Consider the following 24432-nt stretch of genomic DNA (forward strand, 5'->3'; position numbering starts at 1 on the left):
GTTGTTGAAAAATATAGCAAATATAGTTAGATAGACTTCAGTTGTACTGATTAAAATCTCACACGGTATAGCTACGAATTTAAAGGTAGATATATGGGTGACAATTCAGTCAGGCTACCTTTAACCACAGTATGTATGCTGGTAATTTGTAAGAAAATGTTTCATTGTGTTTTGAGAATTTTCTCATTTTGAATAAAAGATGAAAGTGCGGTTTCACAGGTGGTGCTAATAATACAACCAATAATCGTATTGAAATGCCGGTATCCATTAGTAACTCAAATCTAAGAATGAGTGATTGATAGCTTTTAGCTATGAATGGCGAGGGGTTGATATCACATCCTTGTTGTGTAAAAGTTCATCTCATGTATTTAGCAATATTAATAAAATCAATTACTCGATTGTTAGGTATTTTTTAGAGGGTCGGTGTGCTTAAAAGTACACACTTACCTTTCCATGGATGAAATAGAGTTTTTTGAGGTTATGGAGGCTTCATGAAGTATCAACATTTCTGGCCACCTAATGATATTTACTTTGGGGGTGGTGTCGCTAGTGTTATTGATGAAATGTCACTGATTACAAACGAAAGAAATTATTTATTCGTGAATCTTAATCAATATAGCTTACGTAGCACCTTGGTTTTTTTCTCACGGAATAAAAATATCAATAAAATCATAATCATCATTTCCAGCTCACGGTTGATGCCTTTGGCTCTTTTTTGGCTGGATAATATCAAAAATGTTATTGCTGTTTTCGATACCTCAACATCTGTGTCGGAGATGATTAAGAAAATAAGCCTATATCGACGAAATGGTGACAAGATAACGGCAGGGCGAAGGGAATGTAACTTTAAGATTAGCAACAAAGATATCATGAAGATGAAGTACTTCTTAACCGAAAGCGGTATGGAGGAACTTCAGGATAGATTTATGAACTCGCCGTCAACATTGTATCGTTGGAGAAAAGAGATTGCCCTTAAATTTGGCGTGCGAGACCCTCGATATCTTCTATTGCCAGAATAAAATGCTATGCGTTTTCTCATTAAGAATTACAATTAAAGATCCGATCTTTAATTGTTGTTTTAGAACGGATACTGCATACGACTTCCATTTAACTAAAATTAGGAAATATAAAATTTCTAGCCTTGCTTAGACTAGAAACTGTCGTGATTTCGATAAGAATAGATACGCTGGCTAAGAACGTCAGGGGCGGTAGCGTTCCAGAAAACATCTGGGATTTATTTAAAGTTAATAATTATTAAATAAGGGACTTATCAGTAATGATCAGCAAAGATGATGTAAAAATTGCCATTATTGGACTCGGGTATGTTGGCTTACCATTGGCTGCTGAATTTGGGAAAATTCGTCAGGTGGTTGGTTTTGATGTTAATCATAAACGTATACTCGAGCTAAAAGAAGGGATCGATGTCAATCTCGAAACCACAGAAGAAGAGCTACGTGATGCTCGCCATCTGACGTTTACCTCATCAATTGATGAAATCAGAGAATGCAATTTTTACATCATTACCGTCCCGACGCCGATCAACGATTATAAGCAACCAGATCTCACCCCTTTGATTATGGCAAGTGAAACTGTTGGCAAAGTACTGAGGCCGGGGGATATCGTGGTGTATGAATCTACGGTATATCCAGGGTGTACTGAAGAAGAATGCGTGCCGATCCTTGAGCGTATGTCAGCGATGACATTTAACAAAGACTTCTTTGTCGGATATAGCCCAGAGCGCATCAATCCCGGCGATAAAAAATATCGTCTGACAACTATCAAGAAAATTACCTCAGGTTCAACTGCAGAAACGGCCTGTCTGGTTGATGAGATCTATCGACAGATCATCACGGCAGGAACGTACAAAACGGAAAGCATTAAGATCGCGGAAGCGGCAAAGGTGATTGAAAATACCCAACGCGATCTCAATATCGCGCTGGTAAATGAATTGGCGATTATCTTTAACCGATTAGAGATTGACACTGAAGCCGTGCTGCGAGCAGCGGGAAGTAAATGGAACTTCCTGCCATTCCGTCCGGGACTGGTTGGTGGTCACTGCATTGGCGTCGATCCCTATTATCTCACTCATAAATCTCAGGGCATCGGTTACTATCCGGAAATTATCCTCGCGGGTCGTCGACTGAACGATAATATGGGTAACTATGTTTCGGGACAGTTGATCAAAGCCATGATCAAAAAAGGAATTAATGTTGAGGGTTCTAACGTTCTGATTCTGGGGTTCACCTTTAAAGAAAACTGCCCGGATATCAGGAATACCCGCATTATCGATGTTGTAAAAGAGTTGGGCAATTACAGCTGTAATGTTGATATTTTTGACCCTTGGGTGGATGCTGAGGAAGTCGAAGAGGAATATGGGATTATACCTGTATCGGAAATCAAGGCTGCTTCTTATGATGCCATTATTGTTGCCGTTGGCCATGAGCAGTTTAAGAAGATGGGGAGTACTGATATTCGTGGCTTTGGAAAAGATAAACATGTGCTTTATGATTTGAAGTATATCCTTTCGCCTGAGCAGTCAGATGTGAGGTTATAATCATGACAGCCTATGATGAATTAAAAATACAACTCGTTCTTGAACCAAAACGTTGGCTTATTACTGGCGTAGCAGGTTTTATCGGCTCCGGATTATTAGAAGAACTACTCTATTTAAATCAAACAGTAATTGGGTTGGATAACTTTTCAACTGGCTATCAACATAATTTAGAGGATGTGCGTGCCGCTGTCAGTGAAGAACAATGGTCGCGGTTTACCTTTGTTCATGGGGATATCCGGTCGTTTGCCGATTGTCAGGCTGTTTGTGAGAATGTCGATTACGTTTTACATCAGGCCGCTCTGGGAAGCGTACCACGTTCCTTGCAGGATCCTATCACGACAAATAGCGCTAACATTGATGGTTTTTTAAATATGTTGACGGCGGCGAGAGATGCACATGTATCTGGTTTCACCTATGCCGCAAGCAGTAGTACTTATGGTGACCATCCCGATTTACCTAAAATTGAGGACCGGATCGGCCGGCCATTAAGCCCGTATGCGGTTACAAAATACGTCAATGAATTGTACGCCGAGGTGTTTGCTCGCAGCTATGATTTTAACACTATTGGCCTGCGCTACTTTAATGTATTTGGCCGCCGCCAAAACCCTAACGGAGCATACTCTGCAGTCATTCCTCGCTGGATACTATCGCTTCTTAAAGATGAACCAATTTATATCAATGGCGATGGTTCAACAAGCCGCGATTTTTGCTATATAGAAAATGTGATTCAGGCCAATTTATTATCAGCAACGACTAATGATTTAACCTCAAAAAATAAAGTCTATAATGTGGCTGTTGGAGACAGAACTTCGCTAAATGAGCTTTATTATCTCATCCGCGATGGGGTGAATTTATGGCGGGACGAACAAATTAGTGCTGAACCAATTTATAAAGATTTTCGTGACGGTGACGTTAAGCATAGTCAGGCAGATATTACCAAAATAAAAACATTTCTTTCATATGAGCCTGAGTTTGATATCAAAGAAGGACTTAAGCAGACTCTAAAATGGTATATCGATAAAAAGACTGCTTTGTATTCCTGAGTAAAACTACTCACTTTCCTTTCACGTGGATGAATTTAATGAAATCGTCAGGGATGTTTACGCTTACAGCCATTGGTAGTTGCCGTATTGTGAGTCCGGTAAAACGAGCTCAGCCTTATTTTAATTTCAAGGCTAATTTTAAAAGGATATATGGTTTTACGCATACGAGCAGCGAGGCATTACAGCAGGTTCGTTTTATTTTAGGCTTGATAGATATTCCTGAAAAGGTCCGGCCTTTTATTTTTAGACCTGCCGTAAATTATTCAAACACCGACGTTCATAGTCGTTCTGATTTCTATATCGTTGAGATTTCAAGTCAGAAGAAGATTATGGCCTATGGGTTCTGCTTACAAATAAATTATTTAACTCGTCATTTCTATGAGTTTTTTAGCCAAACAGAGCGGGCGCGTGTGTACTGGTCGCTGGCCACGCAAGGAAATCAACACAAACTGCTGGCCTATCTCAAAGACGATCCCTGTTTTGCCGGAATGTCGGAAGACGATCGTGCCTTATTAAGCAATATCAATGTTGAGCAGATGGATGAGCATGCTATCGAACAGGACATGATGGAAATCGTTCAGCTTCTTGGTCGCGATCGCGTTATGTTTATGACCCATGTTGATGCCGTGACTCGTGCTGGAACCGTCATTCAGTCCCGCAGTCGATTGATTAAAAATGTCGAGACCATCGCCACCAGGATGGATATTCCCTGCGTTAATCCGACAAATTTGATGGAAAAGTGGGGACAGAAAAGAGCCCTGGAAAAAAATGGCGACGATCTTACTCATTATACCGACATGTTTGGTGACGCGATCGTTGCGGCTATTTTTAAGGGAGTGATCAATAATACTAATCATCATCTTGATGAGGGGCGACAAGAGAAACAGGACCAAATACGTGAGATTACCCTATCGATCACTAAGCTGCTTGCCGATGGCGACATTATTACTGCATCACAGCAACTTTTTGCCGCATTAAGAAATCAGCAGCAAGAGCCTGTTCTAATCCAACTTCGGTCCGTAATCTTCAGCCGTTTAGGTTATTATGAACAGGCTTATCAGGATATTAGTGATGTTGAGAAAATTATCGGTACGACGGACAGTACATTACGTTGTCGGCTGAGGTCTCTACATGGATTAGCGCGTTGGCGGGAAGCCTTATCGACGGCCGAGATGATGCTTTCCAATGAAATTGAAGATGAAGAAGTCCTTACCGTTGCCGCCGGCTCAGCCGATGCTTTACATCTGTTTGATAAGTCATATCAATACTGGAAACGTGTACTGTTATTAAATCCTGAAACCCAAAGCGGATGGGTTAATTTCCTGAGCAGCACGCAATATTTCAATGATGGCAACGCATTCTCCGAAGCTTTCCATGCCGGCATTCAATCGCAGCGCCTAAATGATGCGTTTATGGAAACAGCGTTATCTTTGGCAATCAAATTCAGTGATGAATTGATTTTCATGCATGCGCTCGAGCAGCTACTCCGCCATGAGTCAGAATTTGCGCTGACGGTATTGTCGACGATTCATGATACCGGTCTCGTTATCCGCACAGCTTTCTGTATCAAGAATATGAGCTATCATCAGGCGCTTAGCACCTCGTATAAAGATAAACTCCACGACGTTTTTGAGGCATGGAACAATACTGCGCTGTCGCTACATTCGGTTGATGATTTTGTCTCACTGAGTACTTCGCTGGTCTACAGCTACTCTGCATTTATGGTTTATCCCCATGCACGTATTTCTCGCTTTAATAATGAAGTTAAAATGGCATGGCGCGAGAAATTAAGAGAAATGTATGAGCGTGAGGATTATGAAAATATCCTGGCAGGGGCGAAAATAGTGTGGCCGCTTCTGGAGTTCGATCCCGTTAGCACCGTATATTGTGCAAGAACGCTGGTGAATCTTGGTGCCTGGAAAGACGCGTGCACGTTGGCCCATATGACCTTGATTCGTAATTCGAATATTACCAGCCTGCAGTCGATTATGTTACGCAGTATACGTCATATTAACGACATTCCGTTCCTCATTGATTTGATTGCTAACGTCATGAGCATTTCTCCATCATTCCAGAATGCCTCGATGAACGAGTTGTTTGAGAAAGAGTGTCGCAATGTTGCAACCAGAGCCCTTAAATATGTACGCCAGAAGAAAACTGAAGGGCGTCTGGATGAAGCATTGTCTGTATTGATTAGCCTGAAACGAATTGATCCTGATGTTTCTCGCCTGATGCGTGAATATAAGCAAATTATCAGATTATTTAATGAGTCACTGAAGGATGGCGGTAGCACTATCGCGTCTTATGAACATCTAGATTATGCGAAAAAATTACTCGTTTTTGATAGCGAAAATGCCTATGCCTTGAAATATGCCGCATTAAACGCAATGCATTTACGCGACTACACCCAGGCTTTGCAGTATTGGCAGCGACTGGAGAAAGTGAATGGACCAACGGAGCCGGTGACAAGGCAGATCTCGACCTGCATAACCGCATTACAAAAAAATACATCAGGGAAGTCGTAATGATTACGCAGGAAGAAAATTTAGCTGCGCTAGGGAAAACGCTTTTAACATTGAAAAAAGAGAAGAAGCTTGCGCAAGCTGTTGCGTTAATTGACAGTCAATTACCGGCTGAGGCTTTAACTTCATTAGCGATGCTAAAAAAAGCAGAATTTCTTCATGATTTCAATGAAACGGCGCGTGCATACGCGCTCTACGAAACGCTGATTGCACAAAACAATGATGAAGCTCGTTATGAGTATGCGCGTCGTTTATATAATACGGGGCTAGCCAAAGATGCGCAGCTAATTCTTAAAAAGGTTAGCACCGGCGTGCAGAAAAAATATAACAATTATTTAGGCAAAATAAATAAGATCTGCGATTTGCTTGAACGCCTTGAAGGGGAAGCGATCCCTGTGGGAACCAACACCCGTATTATTGCAATGAAGCATGCCATCTTGTTCTATCGAAATCGTCAGCCGCGGCAGCTTCCCGTCGGATCTTTTGGTCGCCTTGCGCTCTGTACAGGCTCGCTAGGTAGCGGCGGTGCAGAGCGTCAGATTTCCAGGCTGGCTATTGAGATCGCCAGAAAATATCGGCAACAGGGGAAAATTGGCGGCCTGAAAGTAGAAGAGCCGGTAGAGCTCATTATTCGCTCCCTGGCACCGGAACTCAGGCAAGACTTTTTCCTGAAAGAAGTGCTGGAAGAACAGGTCGAGGTGCTTGAAATCGCGAAGATTACCGGAAACTTCTTTGACGATGCGACAATAGAATCTCCGGAGTTGCGCTTATTGCTCTCTCATCTGCCGCCGGTGTGTAACTACGGTATCAAGCATCTGGTCCCCCACTTATGCGAGCGCAAGCTGGATTATCTCTCCGTTTGGCAGGATGGCGCTTGTCTGATGATTGCGCTTGCAGCGCTGATTGCTGGCGTGCCCAGAATTCAACTGGGATTACGTGGCTTACCGCCGGTGGTGAGAAAGCGTCTGTTCAAGCCGGAATATGAGCCTCTCTACCAGGCGCTGGCGGTCGTGCCTGGCGTTGATTTTATGAGTAACAACCATTGTGTGACCCACCATTATGCCGACTGGCTAAAGTTGGAGGCGAAGCACTTCCAGGTTGTATATAACGGCGTCTTACCGCCATCTACCGAAACCTCTTCTGAGGTGCCACATAAAATCTGGCAGCAGTTTACGCAAAAAACACAGGATGCGGACACGACTATTGGTGGCGTTTTCCGCTTTGTAGGCGATAAGAACCCTTTTGCATGGATTGATTTTGCAGCACGCTATTTACAGCACCACCCCGCCACACGCTTTGTGCTGGTAGGCGATGGTGATTTGCGCGCTGAAGCGCAGAAACGCGCCGAACAGTTGGGGATTCTGGAGAGAATACTATTCGTTGGCGTCTCGCGTGACGTGGGGTATTGGCTGAAAAAAATGGACGTATTCATTTTGTTTTCGCGTTATGAAGGGCTACCCAATGTGCTCATTGAAGCACAAATGGTCGGGGTGCCGGTGATTTCAACCCCTGCAGGTGGATCGGCAGAATGCTTTATTGAGGGTGTTTCGGGTTTCATTCTTGATGATGCACAGACGGTCAATCTTGACCAGGCTTGCCGCTATGCAGAACAGTTGGTCAATTTATGGCGCAGCAGAACCGGTATTTGCCAACAGACGCAGTCATTTTTACAAGAACGCTTCACCGTGGAACATATGGTGGGAACGTTTGTACAAACCATTGCCTCTCAGCCTCGTTAATTAATGGGCAGCATTTTTTCAGCTATTTCATTTATAAAATAAGTTATGAAAAAAATTATTATATTATTAACGACGTTTTTTCTGCTTTCGGGATGCACTATTCCCAGGGCGGTATTTAAATCCAGCCTGATTAATCAGGACGATCCTCATTATCATCTGGTCGAAGTCACGCCGACATTAAAACTGAGTGATGCCGATACTGTGCCGAAAACTATTGTCGATCCGGTCTTTGCCGAAAATAATTGGCACTGGACATCTTTGGCTAAAGGCGATGTGCTGCATATCACTATTTTATCCTCGGGCGGGGCGGGGTATTTATCCAATAACGTGAGCGGCGACCGGGCGGATTTTGAAAATATTCTTGTGACTGACGGTAATATCGTTCAGGTGCCTTATGCCGGGATCATTCCGGTTACCGGGCTGGATGTGACACAACTGGCTGAAGAGATCAGAAAGCGACTTTCGCGCGTTGTCCTGAATCCTCAGGTGCTGGTGACGCTTACCGCCCGCACCGGAGCCATGGTGACGGTCGAGGGCAGCGGGAAAACGGGTCGCTACCCTCTCGAACAGAGTATGAATCGTCTTAGTCATTTTTTGGCAACGGCGGCGGCAGTAGAAAATACCAGCGCAGATATGATGGAAGTTCACGTGACGCGCCAGCAGCATTATTTCAACGCGCGACTGTCAGATATTTATCAGTATCCCGGGTTGGATATTGTCTTACAGCCGGATGACCGTATCACTCTGCGTCAAGTGACCGAGTATGTTAATGTGCTCGGCGCGGCGGGTGTTCAGGGAAAACATGCTCTGGTTCAGCGTCATTCCAGCGTAGTGGATGCTTTGGCGCTGGCGAAAGGATTAAACGACAATCTTGCCGATCCGCAGGCGGTTTTTCTGTACAAGCATGACGAAGCGGAGCAAGCGAAACAGCAGATGCGTAAGCTGAATATCTATCATGTCGATATGAGCCAACCTGACTCGGTGTTTTTAGCACAGGCCATGCGGGTGGAAGACGGCGATGTTATCTATATCTCGAACGCCTCCTTGACTGATTTCGCTAAGGTGAAAGCCGCATTCGATAGCTTTTTGATCCGCGGCTCTAATTCTTTCTAACGCGCCATATGAATATTTTGAAAAATAATACTTATTATTTTATGAAACTCATTACCGTCTGTGAGTTAATCATTTTGTTAATGTCACGCGATATCAAAACACGCTATAACGGTAATTTGCTAAACTATATGATGGTGCTGGCCGTACCATTGGTATGGATAACCATTACCGTTATTTCTTTTCAATATTTAAATCGCACCGTGCCAATATTCACTGACGATATCAGCTTTGTTATTGCAGGTATATTACCGTATCTGTTATTTCGTTATACCATTACCGCAACCATGCGCACCCGTTCATTCTTTACATCGTTGGCGGTTGTCTCGCAGGTTAAGAAAAGACATGTGATTTTTGCTCTTGCCGCAGTCGAATTTGTTAATGCGGTTATCATTTATATTATTGTTTCATTAATTAACTTTCTTATCTTTTCCCGTTGGGAAGCCCAGAAACCGATCCTGATTTTTGAAGGGATGGTTATCGCATGGCTTCTGGGATTATCGTTTGGTTACTTTTGTGACGCACTGTCTGAACGGTTTCCGCTGGTCTACAAAGCCGTTCCTGTAGTGCTAAGACCGATGTTTTTGATTTCAGCTGTCTTTTATACGGCGAATGAATTGCCCTATTCATTATTAAGCATATTCAGCTGGAACCCTCTACTTCATGCTAATGAGATAGTCAGAGAAGGAATGTTTGAGGGGTATAACTCCTTGTACCTTGAACCTCTTTACCCTCTGGCATTTTCCGCAACGTTATTCCTCGCGGGCATCATTTTTCACCTGATTTGTGACACTGAAAATCACTGACTTTAGCTTCAGGAGAGACGCGTTCGTGTTCGGTTTATTAGGTTGTACACGCTATTTTGAGTCTGATAAGGGCCCGCGGGTGGTCCTTGATAAAACAGATTTTGTCATGGATTACCATGAGCATATCGGTATTCTGGCGGCCCCTGGTTCAGGCAAAACGACGCTAACCCGATTGCTGTGCGGTATAGATGCTCCTGATGAAGGGGATTTTATTGGGCTACGGGGTGATGCGCTCCCACTGGGGGCAAATGCTTTTGTTCTGCCGGGGTTAACCGGCGAAGAGAATGCGCGCATGATGGCCAGTCTTTATGGCCTGGATGGCGATGAATTTTCACATTTCTGCTATCAATTGACCCAGCTTGAACAGCGCTATACCGACAGGGTGAGTGAATATTCTGTCACGATGAAAGCGCATCTGGCATTTGCCATTAATTTACTGCTTCCCTGCCGCCTTTATATTGCCGATGACAAGCTGTACACCGGGGATAATGCTACACAGTTGCGTATGCAGGCGGCGCTAGCTTATGAGCTGCAACAGAAAGGGTTGATTGTGCTAACGCGCAACCCTCGGCTTATTAAAGAACACTGTCATGCGTTTGGCGTACTGCTGCATGGAAAAATTACGATGTGTGAAGATTTAGCACAGGCATCTGCGCTTTTTGAACAATATCAGTCAAATCAGGCGACGATTCAAACTGATGATTATTCCTTTGATATATAATTAGAAAATATACGGATAGAGTGTGGAAAATTCAGAACGTATTAAAAAATGGAAAGAGGAAAGGGCGAAGGTAGCAGAAGAAAGCCGAGCCTCGCGACTACAACAAAAAGAGAATGAACGCTCCCTTCGCCAGACGGAAAAAACGGCCGATGCGAAAAGTCATCATCGCCCAGACGCCGGGTGGTCCGCGACGGATGCTGATTCCGTCCGTAGAGCGTCATTGGTTATTAAAGAGCGACGTGTTCAGCAAGCCAAACAATCGCTACGTCGGCTCTTTCTTTATATTGCTTTGCCGCTGCTGGTTATTATGCTTATGTCGTGGCTATTAACTTCGCGTTTTTATAGCGCGGATGCCACCTTTATTGTGCAAACTGATGCCAGCCAGGATAATTTTTCTGGAACAGCTTTCTTTGGTGCAGGCAATGAGATGTCGGAAGGCTTTCAGGTTCGCGAGTTTATACTTTCGAAAGAAATGATGGAGCGGATGGAAAAAGAGCTCGGTTTTTTATCTTATTTCGCGCAAGACGATATCGCATTATTTTCCCGCTACCACGCGCCGCTGGGTATTAATGATGATCCTTATCGTTACTATTTATCGAAAGTCTCGGTTGCTGTCGATATTCAACAGGGCATGCTGCGTTTAAACGTCAAGGCGCGGAGTGCGAAACAGGCTGAGTTTTTTGCCCAGCGCATTCTGGCTTTTGCTGAACAGCACGTTAATACCGTTTCAGCGCGGATGCAGCAGGAACGGATTTTATGGCTGGAAAACGATGTTAAATCGGCCCAGGAAAATCTGGGGGCCGCTCGGCTTGAATTGCTAAAAATACAGCATATACAGAAAGATATTGAACCGCAGGAAACCGTGACCGCGATTTATCAATTAATTGCTGGCTTTGAAACGCAGTTGGCGGAGGCGAAAGCGGAATACGCGCAATTAATGGCTAATGGTTTGGATCAGAACCCCCTTATTCCTCGCCTGTCGGCCAAAATCAAGGTCCTGGAAAAGCAGATCGGCGAACAACGTAACCGCCTGTCAAATAAGTTAGGGTCGCAAGGTTCTTCAGAAAGTCTGTCCCTGTTTGAAGATCTTCGCCTGCAGAGTGAGATCGCCAAAACACGCTGGGAATCTGCCTTGCAGACCTTACAGCAAGGGAAGCTTCAAGCGCTACGTGAGAGACGGTATTTGCTGATCATTTCTCAACCGATGGTGGTGTCTGACACCACTCGCTATGCCGATGGAACAAAGTGGTTACTGTTCTTCGTGTTGCTGGGCATCGCGTACCTGGTGACTTCTCTCCTGATAACCATCAGGCGGATGCGTGAATAAGGCGGAGTAAGGAAATACGATGAGCTTGCACTCTACATGTAAAAAAATATCGCCAACCACCCTGCTCAAACAAGAGGATTGGGAGGGGCTATGTCACTATTTCGGTCAGCATCCCGAAAAAGTACGAGATAGTGCTGGAAATGAGCAAAACATTCTTCTCTTCGCTATCGCGTGTTTGCGTAAAGATGAAACAGATGCCGCGCTGACTTTGTTGTCCGACCGTGTGCTGACGGCAAAGAATAGCCGTGATTTATTGCGACGCTGGGTTATTTCGCCGCTGGCATCACATCATCGGGACGCTGTACTACAGGTGGTTAACAAACTGCTGGCGGTGAATGTGTGCCAGCCGGAGGATGTCCTGCTGGTCGCAAGCGTGCTGCTTAAGAGTAAACAATATGCGACTGTTGCTGACTTAGCCGAGCGGGCATGGCTCGCTTTTTCGGGCAATAGCAAAATTTTTGCCCTCCATCTGCGCAGCCTGACGCTGGTGGATAAAGAGTTACAGGCAATCTCGTTGGCCAGAACACAGGCGCAGGAAGTTCCCCCGCGGGGAGATATGATTGAGACCTGCCTCCGTTTCTTAAATAAAAGCCGCCTACCAGAAGATCATGACCTGGCCCGCGCATTGCTCCCTTTCTTCGCGTTAGAAAGCCAGGAGTCGGCGGGGCTGGCGGTTGATACGCTGTGCGCTGTCGGTAAATATCAGGAAGCCATTCAGACTGGGGAGTCCGCATTAGCCCGTGGGTTGGATGGTGCGGCGCTGCGTCGTAGCCTGGGGCTTGCCTACTATCAATCCGGTCGCAGCCGGGAAGCGAAGCTTCAGGCCGCTGAGCATTGGCGTCATGCCCTGGATTTTAACCCTGATAATTTACGGATCGTGACCCTGTATGCCGATGCCTTAATCAGAACGGGTCAGAATGAGAAAGCCATTCCGTTACTGCAGCAGTCGCTCGCGACTCATCCTGATCTTCCTTATGTCAGAGCCATGTATGCCCGAGCACTGCGCCAGGTTGGGCAATACGCTGCTGCCAGCGATGAGTTTGTACAACTGGCAAGGGAAAAAGGGGCGACCAGTAAATGGAACCGTTATGCCGCGGCGGCGTTGTTACAGGCGGGGAAAACAAGCGAAGCGGAAAGCGTCTTTGAGCACTATATTCAGGCCAGAGCAAGCCATCTGCCTCAGTCATTCGAAGAGGGGCTGCTGGCGCTTGATGGGCAAATATCTGCCGTTAATCTACCGCCTGAGCGCCTTGACTGGGCATGGGAAGTTGCCGGCAGACAGTCCGGTATCGAGCGCGATGAATGGGAACGCCGGGCGAAGTGGGGGTATCTTGCCGATAATTATCTCCTCGACTGGCTTGAATGCCGTGGAGAGCAGGCCGACGAACCGATGTACCGATTGGCCGATATATCGCATGTCGAGCAGTTTTTCCAACGGCTGCAGCTCGATAAGCGTGGTTGCATTGTTGTATCGGCTCATATGGGCGCAATGTATGCCGGGCCGATGATCCTCTCCTTGCTGGAAATGAACAGCAAATGGGTGGCTTCCACGCCTGGCGTGCTCAAAGGGGGCTACGGTGAGCGGTTGATTTCGGTTAGTGACAAAAGCGAAGCGGACGTGGTCAGGGCCTGCATACAGACCTTACATCGTGGGCAGTCGCTTGTTGTGGCGATCGACGGCGCGCTGAATTTGAGCGCGCCGACTATCGACTTTTTCGGCCAGCAGATTACCTACTCCACCTTTTGCTCTCGACTTGCCTGGAAAATGCACCTACCCACCGTATTTGGTGTTCCGGTGTGGCGAGACGGGCGCATCCATTTTGTTTTGGAGAAAATGGTCGATCCGCAGAGGTTCGAAAGCCAGTCTTCTTTTATTGAGCGCTGGAAAGACAATTACCTGAAATGTGTAACCCAAATCCTGAATAGCGGGCCTGAAAATCTGAGACTGTCGGGGGGGATTTGGCGAAATATCACGCGCAGGGATGAAACATCTTCGGGCTGAAAAGACATTTGCCCCGCGATGCCTTTGGCGCACCAGGCGGGGCCGCCCGCTAAGTAAAACTGAGTTATTCTATTTAGAAAGCATCCGTTCATTAACGTTCGGGTGCTTTTTTCGTTCTAACGAGCTGAAAAATGGAGAATTATTTAATAACTACGTTATACCTGATTGTGGTTCTGTTTGTCTGAGGATTACCAGAAGACAGTATCCTGAAGTCATCCCTTAGCAATGTTAAATAGCGGCATCGAAATCTGCTGGTAGCGTACTGTTTCCTTTGCCCAGGCTGCGTTGCATTAATACCGTATCAAGCCAGAGCCCATGCTTGAATCCAATGTTCGTCAGCGTACCTATTTTCGTAAATCCGGCCTGCTGATGGACTTTCAGCGATCCCTGATTATTGCTGTCGCCGACGATAGCGATCAACTGCCGATAACCCTGCGTTTCAGCCCACTCAATTACATGGCGTAGCAACGCTTTTCCCACCCCCTGACGCTGTGCCGTCGGGTCAATATAAATCGAATCTTCGAGGGTATAGCGATAGGCATAACGCTCGCGGTAGCGGGTGAGATAGCAATACCCGATGACCTTATCTTCTTGCAATGCGACAACCCACGGCAGTCCAAGACTGCGGATTTTTTCCAGACGATCCTGCATCTCGCGGGTATCCGGCGGGTCAGTTTCAAAGCTGCCGGTACCGTGAATAACATGATGGGCGTAGATATCGCGTATGGCGGGGATGTGTTTTTTTTCAGCGTTAACGATTTTCATTGACCAGCTCCCATTGGCATCTTTGTCCAAATTACCTCAAAGGCTGGAGAGAAGGTAAGTGCAAAAAATTATGCGTCTATACCCGTCATTCTTTAAGCTGCATGTGCGTTGGCTACGCTAGCTCACTTCAGTCACATAGTTCGCTATGCTCCTGGGGATTTACTCACTTGCCGCCTTCATGTAACTCGAATTATTTAGGGTATATAAATTATTTTCAATGTAAATAAGCTTTCAAATTGTAAGGGTAAAGTGAGTGGGGTTGATACTGTCAATAATACGCAAGGTTGGTAAATACATTAGCGAGTTGAGCAATGCACAATTCTTCGCGCACGTATTATGGCGGATACCAAAATACCAATTTTGGTAGATTTCAAGGATAGGTCAAGAAGTTATTTGATTTTATTGAGTTTTTACTGTACTTAGTTCTGCTTATGACTGTACCTTTAATTTCATTTTATCGACCCTGTTCGAAACTTAAAATTAGGTTATATTATTTACATTGTTATCTTTGTTGTTATCAGGGGCATTATTATCAGAACTTTCTCTATCCGCACACAATAGTTACCATGCAAACAGTTGCGCGGTGTAGCTATGCCAACCAGCAATAGTTATCATCGTCACAAGGTTTCGTCATGCAAACTTAATCTAAATCCAGAATTCAATCCCAAGAGTATTAGGATTATTTAGTCTAAAATACTTTTTTGTCTAAGAGTTTTCGTATCGCATAGCCACGAACTACGCTGAGTGATAAAATTTTCGAGTTTACGCCTGCTTTCCCACGATTAGAGGGCGAGGCGCGGGTAGTCAATAAGACGAAAGAGTTAATTGCTTCATAACCCTATTGCAAAATAAGCGGCAGTGCATCTTACATGGTCGGGTATCGTTAGTAACCGACTGTAATATATTGAAAACGCTTATTTTTACTCTGATGTAAGTTATAAGGGCAGATATGTTAAGTATGCGTCGACATGCCAACTTCATTAAACGTTTTAAGTCTTTAAGCTGTTTATTTACGGCAAGCGTTCTTTTCCCTATGCAAATCTCTGCAGCGACATCAGATTATGACGCTTTGGTTATTGAAGCGCGGGGTGGTAATAGTGCACCGTTATTGCGTTATCTAGAGGATCAGGGAAAGCAAAGCGCGCTAACGCCAAATCAGGTTGCCGACTGGCTGCAAGTTTCCAGTTGGGTTGATAACAACGATAAAGCCACTATTGAAATCTGGCAGCGCTATCGTGGGCAGATGGATGTGCCTGCACGCGGCAAAGTCGCCGCTGCACGTGCGTACCGTAACCAGAAAAACTGGAATGATTCATTGGCGGTATGGGAAAGCGTTTTACAGGAAGAGCCTGACAACGTTGACGTACGCACTGGCTGGATAATGACGTTGGCAGATGCTCGCTACAATCAGCAAGCCCTTACTGAAGCGAATAAATGGGCACAGGCACATCCGGGGGCTGACTCCGATGCGCTACTTGCCTACGTATATCATTCTCAGGGAAAAAACTGGGACGCGCTGTTGGTTGCCAGCCAGGCGGATGACGTTGATCCTGGCAACAAAAATGCAAAATCTACGCTGCTGTCTGCTCTGTCAGCAAACCGTGTTTCCGGGCCCGCCTTAAATATGGCGGAGGTAGTGCCTACGGCAGATCCTGTGAAGCGCCGCCTTGAGCTTGATGCGGCCGCCGAAATGGTACGTTCCTCCTATACGTCCGCACGTAATGAAGAAGAGCGGTTTATCGTGGCGGATAAAGCGCTGGCCCGCTATGACCAGTTGCTGGCTGCCTGGAAGGATGAGCCATCCGCGCAGAATGATGTCCGTCGGGCGAGAATTGACCGCATGGGCGCTTTGCTGGTTCGTAAGCGAACGTCTGAAGTGATTAAGGAATACGAATCGCTTTCTGCGAGCGGCGAAGTGCCAAACTACGCAAAACGCTGGGTAGCATCGGCATGGTTAAGCGAACGCCAGCCAGAAAAAACCGAAGCGATGCTGATGAGCATCTACTACCCGAATGGACCGATTCCCGTTACGCCGCTTGGTCCTGAGGATCAACAGGATCTGTTCTACGCGCATATCGATAATGAAAACTTTGATGCCGCTAAAAAACAGGCCGAAAACCTAATCAAAGAGAGTCCGTACCTGCGACGCATCTATGGTTCGCCAACGCCGCAGCCTAACGATAACTGGCTGCTCGGACAGTCGATGCTGACGCAATATTATATTGCTGCCAATGAACTACCTGAGGCTGAAAAGCTCGCAGAGCATCTGGCGCGAACAGGTTCAGGTAACCAGGGGCTGCGCATATCTTATGCCTCCGTTCTTGAAGCGCGTGGCTTGCCGCATGCGGCGGAGAAAGAGCTGAAGCTGGCGGAAGTGATTGAGCCAAGTAACCTGGAACTGGAGCGTCAGCAGGCTTATGTTGCGTTGGATCTCCAGGAATGGAGGCAGGCCGATGAACTGACGGATGACGTCATCGCTCGTAGCCCAGATGATGAAGCGACGCTGCGCCTCGCGCGTATTCGTGATGTCCACAAAATGTCGGAAGTGCGCATTAGCGGCACACAAGGGATCTCGTCCGATAGCCCGGTCAGCGGTAAGAATGACTTCAATATCAATACTGCCATTTACAGTCCGCCAATTAACGACAACTGGCGATTGTTTACTGGATTCAACTTTGCTACTGGCGAATTTGAGGAAGGTAAAGGCATCAGCCGCGATCTGGCGGCAGGGGCGGAATGGACTTCCCGCGACTACTGGGCAGAAATGGAAGTCTCTGGCCGAAATTATGGCGATGGTCAGAAAATTGGCGGTCGTCTTTCCGGCTGGCATGACTTCAATGACAACTGGCGCGTAGGCGGTTCGGCCGAGCGCTTGTCGCGTAATACGCCACTGCGCGCGCTGCGTAGCGGCGTGTATGCCAACGGCGGCGATATGTTTGTTCGCTGGTATCAAAACGAACGACGTGAATATCAACTGTCGTTTGCCGCATCACATTTCTCAGACGGTAACGATCGCATCGAATACGGACTCAGCGGAAAAGAGCGCATGTGGACAACGCCGCGCTTCACCCTGGACTTTACCCCGGGCATCGGCGGGAGCACCAACACCAAAGAGAATGTGCCGTATTACAACCCGAAGAGTGATTTTTCCGTGGTACCGGGTCTGAGTGCGGAGCAGGTTCTTTACCGCCATTATGACACCGTGTGGACGCAGCAAGGTCTGGCTGGCGTAGGTGGCTATTGGCAGCAAGGCCAGGACGCTGGTGCCATCGTTCAGGTGGGATACGGACAACGGCTCAAATGGAACAACGTCGTAGATGGCGGGGTGATGCTTATTTGGGATAAACGCCCCTACGACGGTAAACGTGAGCGGAATATCTCCCTCGCTTTCGATTTAAATGTCAGGTTTTAAGGATTGTTCATGCTGAAAAGATGCCTGTGGCTTAGCGCATTAATCGCTGGCTGGTTGATGATTACCGCGTGCAGTAGTGCGCACAATACAACGCCTCGCTACGTTCCTCCCGCAGAGAGAACGCCGCTGACGGCGGATCATCCGTGGCCGAAAAATAGCTTCCTGGTGCTCGGCTACCACGATGTCGAGGATGGTGCCGCCGACCAACGCTATCTTTCTGTGCGCACCAGCGCGTTGAGCGACCAAATGGCCTGGCTGCGTGATAATGGCTATAACCCGATCAGCGTGCAGCAAATCCTGGACGCCCATGACGGTAAAATCGTGTTGCCGGAAAAAGCGGTATTACTCACCTTTGATGACGGATATAGCAGTTTTTATACCCGCGTCTGGCCGCTGCTGAAAGCCTATAACTGGCCTGCGCTCTGGGCGCCGGTGGGGAGTTGGGTTGATGCTCCCGCCAACAAAAAAGTCGATTTTGGCGGCTTAATGACGGCGCGAGATAAATTCGCCACCTGGAAAATGGTCGAAGAGATGGGCAAATCACCGTTGGTGGAAGTCGGTGCGCACACCTGGAATTCGCATTTCGGTGCACAAGCCAACCCGCAGGGAAGTAAAGAACCGGCGGTGGCGAACCGCCTGTATGATAAGAAAACCGGCACTTACGAAACGGATGAACAGTACACGCGCCGTATAAACGCGGATATCTCTCTCATCACCAACAAGATCAAATCGGTGACCGGGAAATCACCGCGCGCGTGGGTCTGGCCTTACGGTGCGGCCAATGGCACAACGTTAAACCTGGCTAAAGAGCATGGCTATAAGATGGCCTTCACGCTCAACGAAGGGTTGGCGAATGCCGCGTTTCTTGATGACATCCCGCGCGTGCTAATCTCTGATAACCCCTCTCTTAAGCGCTTTGCCAGCCAGGTCGCTCAGGTACGTGAACCGCAGACGATGCGCGTGATGCATGTCGATCTGGATTACGTGTATGACAAGGACCCTGCTCAGCAGAAGCGAAACATCGACAAACTTATCCAGCGCGTTTATGACATGCGTATTTCTCATGTCTTCCTGCAGGCCTACGCCGATCCGCAGGGTGACGGAAATATTCGCGAGCTCTATTTCCCTAACCGCTGGCTGCCGATGCGTGCCGACCTCTTTAACTATATCTCCTGGCAGTTACAAACGCGGGCAGGGGTGACGGTGTATGCCTGGATGCCGGTTCTGGCTTTCGATCTCGACGCTTCCATCCCACGCGTAACTGCCTGGGATCCGAAAACGGGACGTACAGCGATCAACCGCGAGAATTATGTCCGTCTGTCCCCCTGGAGCAGCGAAGCGCGTCAGCGCATCACTGAAATCTATGAAGACCTGGCCAAACACGCCAGCTTCAAAGGGATTTTGTTCCATGACGATGCTTTCCTGACGGACTTTGAAGACGCGTCACCGGAAGCATTGGCAGCCTACCGCGCCGCAGGGCTTCCCGGAAGCATTGAGCAAATCCGTAGCAATCCACAGGCGTTCGAGCGCTGGACGCGACTGAAAAGTAAGGTGCTGATCGACTTCACCAAACAACTGACCCAGGCGGTGCGTAATATTCGCGGTCCGCAGGTGCAGACGGCGCGCAATATTTACGCCATGCCGGTACTGGAGCCGGAGAGTGAAGCCTGGTTTGCGCAGAACCTGAATGATTTCCTCAATACCTATGACTGGACGGCACCGATGGCGATGCCTTTCATGGAGCAGATCCCGGCTAATGATGCCAACGCCTGGCTCGACAGATTAGTGAATGCCGTTGCACAAACGCCCGGCGCGCTGGACAAAACCGTGTTTGAACTACAGGCACGAGACTGGCGTAAATCCGGGGACGAGGCTGAAATCAGCGGAAAACAAATAGCCGAATGGATGCGCCAGCTGAAACTAAGCGGTGCAGGTAACTACGGCTATTACCCGGATGATTTCATCAGCGACAAACCTGAGATGTCAGAGATTCGCTCGACGTTCTCCTCATACTGGTACCCGCAAAAATGACCGATCGCATAATTGCTTTCCTGATACTTTGCCTGATGTTCAGCCTGCCGTTTGGCGTGGCGGTCATCTTTACAGGTGAAGTGATGTTGAACTTCGTCTTCTTCTGGCCCTTGTTTATGTCTGCTTTGTGGATAAGCGGCGGGGTCTATTTCTGGTTCTACCGTGAGCGTCACTGGAAATGGGGAGATGACACACCGCCACCGACGCTGGAGGGGAATCCGCTGGTTTCCATTCTGATCCCCTGTTTTAACGAAGGGATCAATGCGCGCGAAACCATTGAGGCCGCGCTGGCGCAGCGATATAAAAATATTGAAGTGATTGCCATCAACGATGGTTCAACGGATGACACCCACGACGTGCTGGAACAACTGGCGGTGGAATACCCCAGTCTGCGGGTGATTCATCTGGCTGAAAACCAGGGCAAAGCGCTGGCGCTCAAGACCGGGGCAGCAGCGGCGCGCAGTGATTACCTGGTGTGTATTGATGGCGATGCGTTACTGGACCGTGATGCCGTTGCCTATATTGTGGCGCCGCTGATCCAGTTCCCGCGCGTCGGTGCGGTGACCGGGAACCCACGTATTCGAACCCGCTCCACCTTAATCGGTCGGGTGCAGGTCGGGGAGTTTTCTTCCATTATCGGCTTGATTAAGCGCACTCAGCGAGTTTATGGGCAGATCTTTACCGTTTCCGGCGTGGTTGCTGCGTTTCGTCGTCGCGCGCTGGCCGAGGTCGGTTACTGGAGCCCGGACATGATCACCGAAGACATCGATATCAGTTGGAAGCTGCAATTGCGCCACTGGTCGATATTCTTTGAGCCGCGCGCACTGTGCTGGATCCTGATGCCTGAAACGTTAAGAGGGTTATGGAAACAACGACTGCGCTGGGCGCAAGGCGGTGCGGAGGTGTTTATCGTGAACATGCGCCGCCTGTGGTCATGGGAATATCGCCGTATGTGGCCGCTGTTTTTTGAGTTCTGTTTTTCTACCACCTGGGCGTTTGCCTATGCGATCAGTATCGTGCTGTTCCTGTTAGGGCTGATGATCCCGATGCCGGACTCGCTGTATGTACAACATCTGTTCCCGCCGGCCTTTACTGGGCTAATCCTCGGCGTGGTGTGCTTGCTGCAGTTTGCGGTGAGTCTGATGATTGAGCGGCGCTATGAAAAAGGCATTGGCGCGTCGTTGTTCTGGATTATCTGGTTCCCGGTGGTGTACTGGATGCTAAGCCTGTTCACCACGCTGGTCGCTTTCCCGAAAGTAATGCTCAAACGCAAACGCGGCAGGGCGCGTTGGGTGAGTCCCGATCGTGGAATTGGGAGGATCGAATCATGAGCCAGCCGCTGATCTTTACGGAGCAGCGTTTGCTGCCGCGCATCATTGACGTGTTGTTAACGCTTTTTGCCTGGGTTGGCTTTTTATATTTGATCTATAAAGGGCTGATCACCGCTCTGGCGCACTCACCTTATATAGGCGTGCGACCCTTTTTCACCACGCTGGATACGGTCACGTTTTACATCCTTGTCGCGCTGGTCAACGGACTGGTGCTGATTGGTTGGGCGAAGTACAACCAGTTTCGTTTTCGGGTGGAACGTCGCAGTCGCAGGCCCGGACTGGAAGATCATGAGCTGGCGGAAAGTTTACGTATTACCCGGGAACTGGTGACAGAGCTGAACAAAGCGCGGGTGCTGACGGTTCACCATCATGAAAGTGGTGAAATCAGTCATATCGATGTGGACAGGGACATCGCCGATAACCGTCTACCGCCGCCGACGCCTGCGATGCTGGAGTATTTGCCGCCAGAGCCGCAGCCGTTGTTGCAGAAAAGGCCTGAGTGATATTTCTACTTTCAGTTGCTTCCTTCAGCCTCGCACAGGTCTATGATTAGACCCAGACAATAAAAAAATGCGAGGCAATGTCGTGGATAAGGAACTACTGGATGCCGGTTACCGGGCCTATACCGGTGAGAAGATTGACGTCTACTTCAATACGGCGATATGTCAACATTCGGGCAACTGCGTGCGGGGAAGCGCAGCGCTTTTTAACCTGAAGCGTAAACCGTGGATCATTCCGGATGAAGTGGATGTCGCGACGGTCATTAAAGTGATTGATACCTGTCCGAGCGGTGCGCTGAAATATCGCCAGAAATGAGTGAGGGGACCATGGAAATTCTTGCAGGCCACAACAAATTTTATGTTAACGATGCCGAAGGCAATCAGGTTGCCGAGATTGTCTTCGTGCCGACGGGTGAGCATCTGAGCATCATTGAACATACCGATGTCGACCCCAGCCTGAAAGGCCAGGGGGTCGGTAAACTGCTGGTGGCGAAGGTGGTGGAGAAAATGCGCGCCGAAAACCGCAAAGTTATTCCGCTGTGCCCGTTTGCCAAACATGAGTTTGATAAAACCCGCGAGTACGACGATATTCGCGCCTGATAATCTTACGTGCGCCGGAAGGCATGACCGCCGTCCGGCGCATCACTCCCGATGCAGCAAATCCTGATAAATTCCCGTCAATACACCTTGTGGGCCAAACTCTTTTTTAATCCACTGGGTTACACGACCGGTGGCCGAATGCTGGGTCGCCAGCAGCATCCTTGAATCCTGACGCGGGTTGTGGATCTGCCGCGTGACCAGCAACGACTTTTCCATCGCCTCGCGTACCATATAGTCCGGCAGAAAACCGATGCCCTCACCCAGGATCTGGCACTGGCATTTGGTATTAAAATCAGGAACCAGAATCGACTCCTGTCCGTGTAACAGCCAGCCGACCTTCTTGTTGATGGTGTGCGCGGTGTCTTCCACCATGATGTTCGGGTACAGGCGCAGCTGGCTCTCAGAAATCGGTTCAGGCATAAAAGCCAGCGGATGATCCGGGGCAATCGCAAACGACCAACGGATCGCGCCGATCTCGGTGTAATCAATCCCCCCGCCGTCCAGTAACGTATCCGGCGCGCCGATAGCGATGTTGGCGAGGTTGTTAATGATCGAATCCCAGACGCCGTTATACACCTCGGTGGTGACGGTTATCTGGCAGGTTGGAAACTGTTTCTTGAGTACCTGCAGCAGTCGTGCCGTATGTTGAGGGGTATACAACAGTTGATTAATACAGATGCGTACCCGGGCTTCAATGCCCTGAGCAATGGTATCAATACTGCGCTTGATGGCGTGGAAATCGTTGAGCAGGTCGGTCGCCTTGCGAAACAGATAGCGTCCGGACTCGGTCAGCTCAATGCTGCGGGTACTGCGGGTAAACAGCACCACGTCGAGCCCCAGCTCCATGCGCTTAATGGTGTAACTAATTGCTGATGTGGTTAAGCCAAGTTCCTCAGCCGCCTTGCTGAAGCTGCTGTAGCGGGCTGCCATCGTAAATGCCAGCAGGTTTTCCTCGGTAAAAATTGAATTCATATTCCTCCCCTCCGGCGACAAACGCGCATCTGCGACGCGATGATTGTTGAATGTATTTGTAATCCTTATGCAGAGCAATCAGTTTTGAACAGAATTTAACACTAGTTTTACAATTGATTTGAAGGCAATCACACTTCTGTATATTAATTGCAGGCCGCTATCCGTGTAGCATCACGCCTGATTTTTCTGACAACTGATTAATGGCTAAAAGCGGCTCTGTCATAAGGAAAAGATTGCACTACAGCACGTTTTGTTCTCATTGTTAAATTTGATTCAATAATCGACACGCTTACGATGAATGAAATTTAAGCGGATATTATTCTCTGCACTCTGTTGCTATTCTCAACTTATCGGATATTTAAAAAGTCTAAAAAACTGCAGGAGAGCGATTATGTCAGAGAAAGAACTCATTACTGAATTTCTGCTGGCGGCAGAGCAGGGTGATGCCGATGGATTAAAATCCTGCCTGGCAAAAAATGTGGATATTAATGCCACTAACCGCCAGGGGCGCACTGCCATAATTATTGCCAGCCTGAATAAACATTATGACTGTGTTTCTTTATTGATTGCTGCCGGTGCCGATATTAATAAACAGGATCAAACCTGTTTTAATCCATTCCTGATTAGCTGTCTGACTAACGATTTAACGCTGCTGCGTACCGTATTACCGGCCAATCCCGATCTTAATTGCCTGAGCCGTTTTGGCGGCGTCGGTATTACGCCAGCCAGCGAAAAAGGTCATGTAGAGATCGTGCGCGAACTGCTGCTGCGTACCGATATCAATGTTAATCATACCAACTTTGTCGGCTGGACGCCGTTACTGGAAGCCATCGTGCTTAATGACGGCGGCGCGAAACAGCAGGAAATCGTCAAGCTGCTGCTCGACCATGGCGCAAACCCGCACATGACGGATAAATACGGTAAAACCCCGCTGGAGCTGGCGCGGGAGAAAGGATACCACGAAATTGCCGAGCTGCTGATTGCGGCCGGAGCCTGA

Annotated in this window: 19 protein-coding genes; 17 read left to right on the forward strand and 2 right to left on the reverse strand. The window is 47.9% G+C overall.

Features of this window, described 5'->3' with window-relative positions:
* Positions 1-491 precede the first annotated feature (491 nt).
* The 10 genes from OGV93_RS22270 (at position 492) to vexE (ending at position 13824) form a co-directional block, all read left to right on the forward strand.
* Positions 492-1019: a Vi polysaccharide biosynthesis protein TviA gene (locus tag OGV93_RS22270; protein WP_046274927.1), complete on the forward strand. Its 528-nt coding sequence runs from the start codon at positions 492-494 to the stop codon at positions 1017-1019.
* A 257-nt stretch (positions 1020-1276) separates the two neighbouring features.
* Positions 1277-2554 carry a Vi polysaccharide biosynthesis UDP-N-acetylglucosamine C-6 dehydrogenase TviB gene (gene tviB / locus OGV93_RS22275; RefSeq protein ID WP_016157409.1) on the forward strand — a complete coding sequence of 426 codons (1278 nt, stop codon included), beginning with the start codon at positions 1277-1279 and terminating at the stop codon, positions 2552-2554.
* A 2-nt stretch (positions 2555-2556) separates the two neighbouring features.
* Positions 2557-3597: a Vi polysaccharide biosynthesis UDP-N-acetylglucosaminuronic acid C-4 epimerase TviC gene (tviC, locus tag OGV93_RS22280; protein ID WP_094168628.1), complete on the forward strand. Its 1041-nt coding sequence runs from the start codon at positions 2557-2559 to the stop codon at positions 3595-3597.
* 29 nt (positions 3598-3626) lie between these two features.
* Positions 3627-6122 (forward strand): Vi polysaccharide biosynthesis protein TviD, encoded by a 2496-nt coding sequence (gene tviD / locus OGV93_RS22285; protein ID WP_103928564.1) that lies wholly within the window; start codon positions 3627-3629, stop codon positions 6120-6122.
* Entirely contained in the window at positions 6122-7858 is a 1737-nt protein-coding gene (tviE, locus tag OGV93_RS22290; protein WP_103928563.1) for a Vi polysaccharide biosynthesis glycosyltransferase TviE, read from the forward strand. Before tviD ends, tviE begins: the two co-directional genes overlap by 1 nt.
* 45 nt (positions 7859-7903) lie before the next feature.
* Positions 7904-8971, forward strand: coding sequence for a Vi polysaccharide ABC transporter protein VexA (gene vexA, locus OGV93_RS22295; RefSeq protein WP_101700197.1), 1068 nt, complete (start codon positions 7904-7906; stop codon positions 8969-8971).
* An 8-nt stretch (positions 8972-8979) separates the two neighbouring features.
* Positions 8980-9774 carry a Vi polysaccharide ABC transporter inner membrane protein VexB gene (gene vexB, locus OGV93_RS22300; RefSeq protein WP_016154312.1) on the forward strand — a complete coding sequence of 265 codons (795 nt, stop codon included), beginning with the start codon at positions 8980-8982 and terminating at the stop codon, positions 9772-9774.
* Positions 9775-9799: 25 nt separating this feature from the next.
* The gene (vexC, locus tag OGV93_RS22305; RefSeq protein WP_016157403.1) at positions 9800-10495 is read left to right on the forward strand and encodes a Vi polysaccharide ABC transporter ATP-binding protein VexC; all 696 of its coding nucleotides are present in this window, start codon (positions 9800-9802) and stop codon (positions 10493-10495) included.
* Between the two features lie 22 nt (positions 10496-10517).
* Positions 10518-11822 (forward strand): Vi polysaccharide ABC transporter inner membrane protein VexD, encoded by a 1305-nt coding sequence (gene vexD / locus OGV93_RS22310; protein WP_016154310.1) that lies wholly within the window; start codon positions 10518-10520, stop codon positions 11820-11822.
* Positions 11823-11841: 19 nt separating this feature from the next.
* A complete protein-coding gene (gene vexE, locus OGV93_RS22315) occupies positions 11842-13824 on the forward strand; it encodes a Vi polysaccharide transport protein VexE (protein WP_103928562.1) in 1983 nt (660 codons plus the stop codon).
* Positions 13825-14052: 228 nt separating this feature from the next.
* Here vexE and OGV93_RS22320 read toward each other — a convergent pair whose 3' ends face one another.
* The gene (locus OGV93_RS22320) at positions 14053-14589 is read right to left on the reverse strand and encodes a GNAT family N-acetyltransferase (protein WP_103928561.1); all 537 of its coding nucleotides are present in this window, start codon (positions 14587-14589) and stop codon (positions 14053-14055) included.
* A gap of 949 nt (positions 14590-15538) precedes the next feature.
* Here OGV93_RS22320 and pgaA point away from each other — a divergent pair.
* The 6 genes from pgaA to OGV93_RS22350 all read left to right on the forward strand — a co-directional run bounded on the left by pgaA (position 15539) and on the right by OGV93_RS22350 (position 22463).
* Positions 15539-18001, forward strand: coding sequence for a poly-beta-1,6 N-acetyl-D-glucosamine export porin PgaA (pgaA, locus tag OGV93_RS22325; protein WP_016154307.1), 2463 nt, complete (start codon positions 15539-15541; stop codon positions 17999-18001).
* A gap of 9 nt (positions 18002-18010) precedes the next feature.
* Complete coding sequence (gene pgaB, locus OGV93_RS22330) at positions 18011-20032, forward strand: poly-beta-1,6-N-acetyl-D-glucosamine N-deacetylase PgaB (protein WP_016157399.1); 2022 nt, start codon at positions 18011-18013, stop codon at positions 20030-20032.
* Complete coding sequence (gene pgaC / locus OGV93_RS22335; RefSeq protein ID WP_016154305.1) at positions 20029-21363, forward strand: poly-beta-1,6-N-acetyl-D-glucosamine synthase; 1335 nt, start codon at positions 20029-20031, stop codon at positions 21361-21363. The genes pgaB and pgaC overlap by 4 nt, the downstream gene beginning before the upstream one ends.
* Positions 21360-21866, forward strand: a complete 507-nt coding sequence (gene pgaD, locus OGV93_RS22340; RefSeq protein WP_016154304.1) for a poly-beta-1,6-N-acetyl-D-glucosamine biosynthesis protein PgaD — start codon at positions 21360-21362, stop codon at positions 21864-21866. Before pgaC ends, pgaD begins: the two co-directional genes overlap by 4 nt.
* 82 nt (positions 21867-21948) lie before the next feature.
* A complete protein-coding gene (yjdI, locus tag OGV93_RS22345) occupies positions 21949-22179 on the forward strand; it encodes a 4Fe-4S mono-cluster protein YjdI (RefSeq protein ID WP_016154303.1) in 231 nt (76 codons plus the stop codon).
* Between the two features lie 11 nt (positions 22180-22190).
* Entirely contained in the window at positions 22191-22463 is a 273-nt protein-coding gene (locus OGV93_RS22350) for a GNAT family N-acetyltransferase (RefSeq protein WP_016157396.1), read from the forward strand.
* A 42-nt stretch (positions 22464-22505) separates the two neighbouring features.
* On the opposite strand, the gene OGV93_RS22355 is transcribed toward OGV93_RS22350, so the two are convergent.
* Positions 22506-23435: a LysR substrate-binding domain-containing protein gene (locus OGV93_RS22355; RefSeq protein WP_016154301.1), complete on the reverse strand. Its 930-nt coding sequence runs from the start codon at positions 23433-23435 to the stop codon at positions 22506-22508.
* A gap of 391 nt (positions 23436-23826) precedes the next feature.
* On the opposite strand from OGV93_RS22355, the gene OGV93_RS22360 reads away from it, so the two are divergent.
* Positions 23827-24432 carry an ankyrin repeat domain-containing protein gene (locus tag OGV93_RS22360; RefSeq protein ID WP_016157395.1) on the forward strand — a complete coding sequence of 202 codons (606 nt, stop codon included), beginning with the start codon at positions 23827-23829 and terminating at the stop codon, positions 24430-24432.

This window comes from Citrobacter sp. Cb031 (assembly GCF_030336725.1).
GTDB lineage: Bacteria > Pseudomonadota > Gammaproteobacteria > Enterobacterales > Enterobacteriaceae > Citrobacter > Citrobacter braakii.

What these genes read in the sequence shown, in the direction of transcription:
- OGV93_RS22270 (WP_046274927.1), top strand. Translation starts at nt 492, where the DNA reads ATGAAGTATCAACATTTCTGGCCACCTAATGATATTTACTTTGGGGGT.
- tviB (WP_016157409.1), top strand. Translation starts at nt 1,277, where the DNA reads ATGATCAGCAAAGATGATGTAAAAATTGCCATTATTGGACTCGGGTAT.
- tviC (WP_094168628.1), top strand. Translation starts at nt 2,557, where the DNA reads ATGACAGCCTATGATGAATTAAAAATACAACTCGTTCTTGAACCAAAA.
- tviD (WP_103928564.1), top strand. Translation starts at nt 3,627, where the DNA reads ATGAATTTAATGAAATCGTCAGGGATGTTTACGCTTACAGCCATTGGT.
- tviE (WP_103928563.1), top strand. Translation starts at nt 6,122, where the DNA reads ATGATTACGCAGGAAGAAAATTTAGCTGCGCTAGGGAAAACGCTTTTA.
- vexA (WP_101700197.1), top strand. Translation starts at nt 7,904, where the DNA reads ATGAAAAAAATTATTATATTATTAACGACGTTTTTTCTGCTTTCGGGA.
- vexB (WP_016154312.1), top strand. Translation starts at nt 8,980, where the DNA reads ATGAATATTTTGAAAAATAATACTTATTATTTTATGAAACTCATTACC.
- vexE (WP_103928562.1), top strand. Translation starts at nt 11,842, where the DNA reads ATGAGCTTGCACTCTACATGTAAAAAAATATCGCCAACCACCCTGCTC.
- OGV93_RS22320 (WP_103928561.1), bottom strand. Translation starts at nt 14,589, where the DNA reads ATGAAAATCGTTAACGCTGAAAAAAAACACATCCCCGCCATACGCGAT.
- pgaA (WP_016154307.1), top strand. Translation starts at nt 15,539, where the DNA reads ATGTTAAGTATGCGTCGACATGCCAACTTCATTAAACGTTTTAAGTCT.
- pgaB (WP_016157399.1), top strand. Translation starts at nt 18,011, where the DNA reads ATGCTGAAAAGATGCCTGTGGCTTAGCGCATTAATCGCTGGCTGGTTG.
- pgaC (WP_016154305.1), top strand. Translation starts at nt 20,029, where the DNA reads ATGACCGATCGCATAATTGCTTTCCTGATACTTTGCCTGATGTTCAGC.
- pgaD (WP_016154304.1), top strand. Translation starts at nt 21,360, where the DNA reads ATGAGCCAGCCGCTGATCTTTACGGAGCAGCGTTTGCTGCCGCGCATC.
- OGV93_RS22350 (WP_016157396.1), top strand. Translation starts at nt 22,191, where the DNA reads ATGGAAATTCTTGCAGGCCACAACAAATTTTATGTTAACGATGCCGAA.
- OGV93_RS22355 (WP_016154301.1), bottom strand. Translation starts at nt 23,435, where the DNA reads ATGAATTCAATTTTTACCGAGGAAAACCTGCTGGCATTTACGATGGCA.
- OGV93_RS22360 (WP_016157395.1), top strand. Translation starts at nt 23,827, where the DNA reads ATGTCAGAGAAAGAACTCATTACTGAATTTCTGCTGGCGGCAGAGCAG.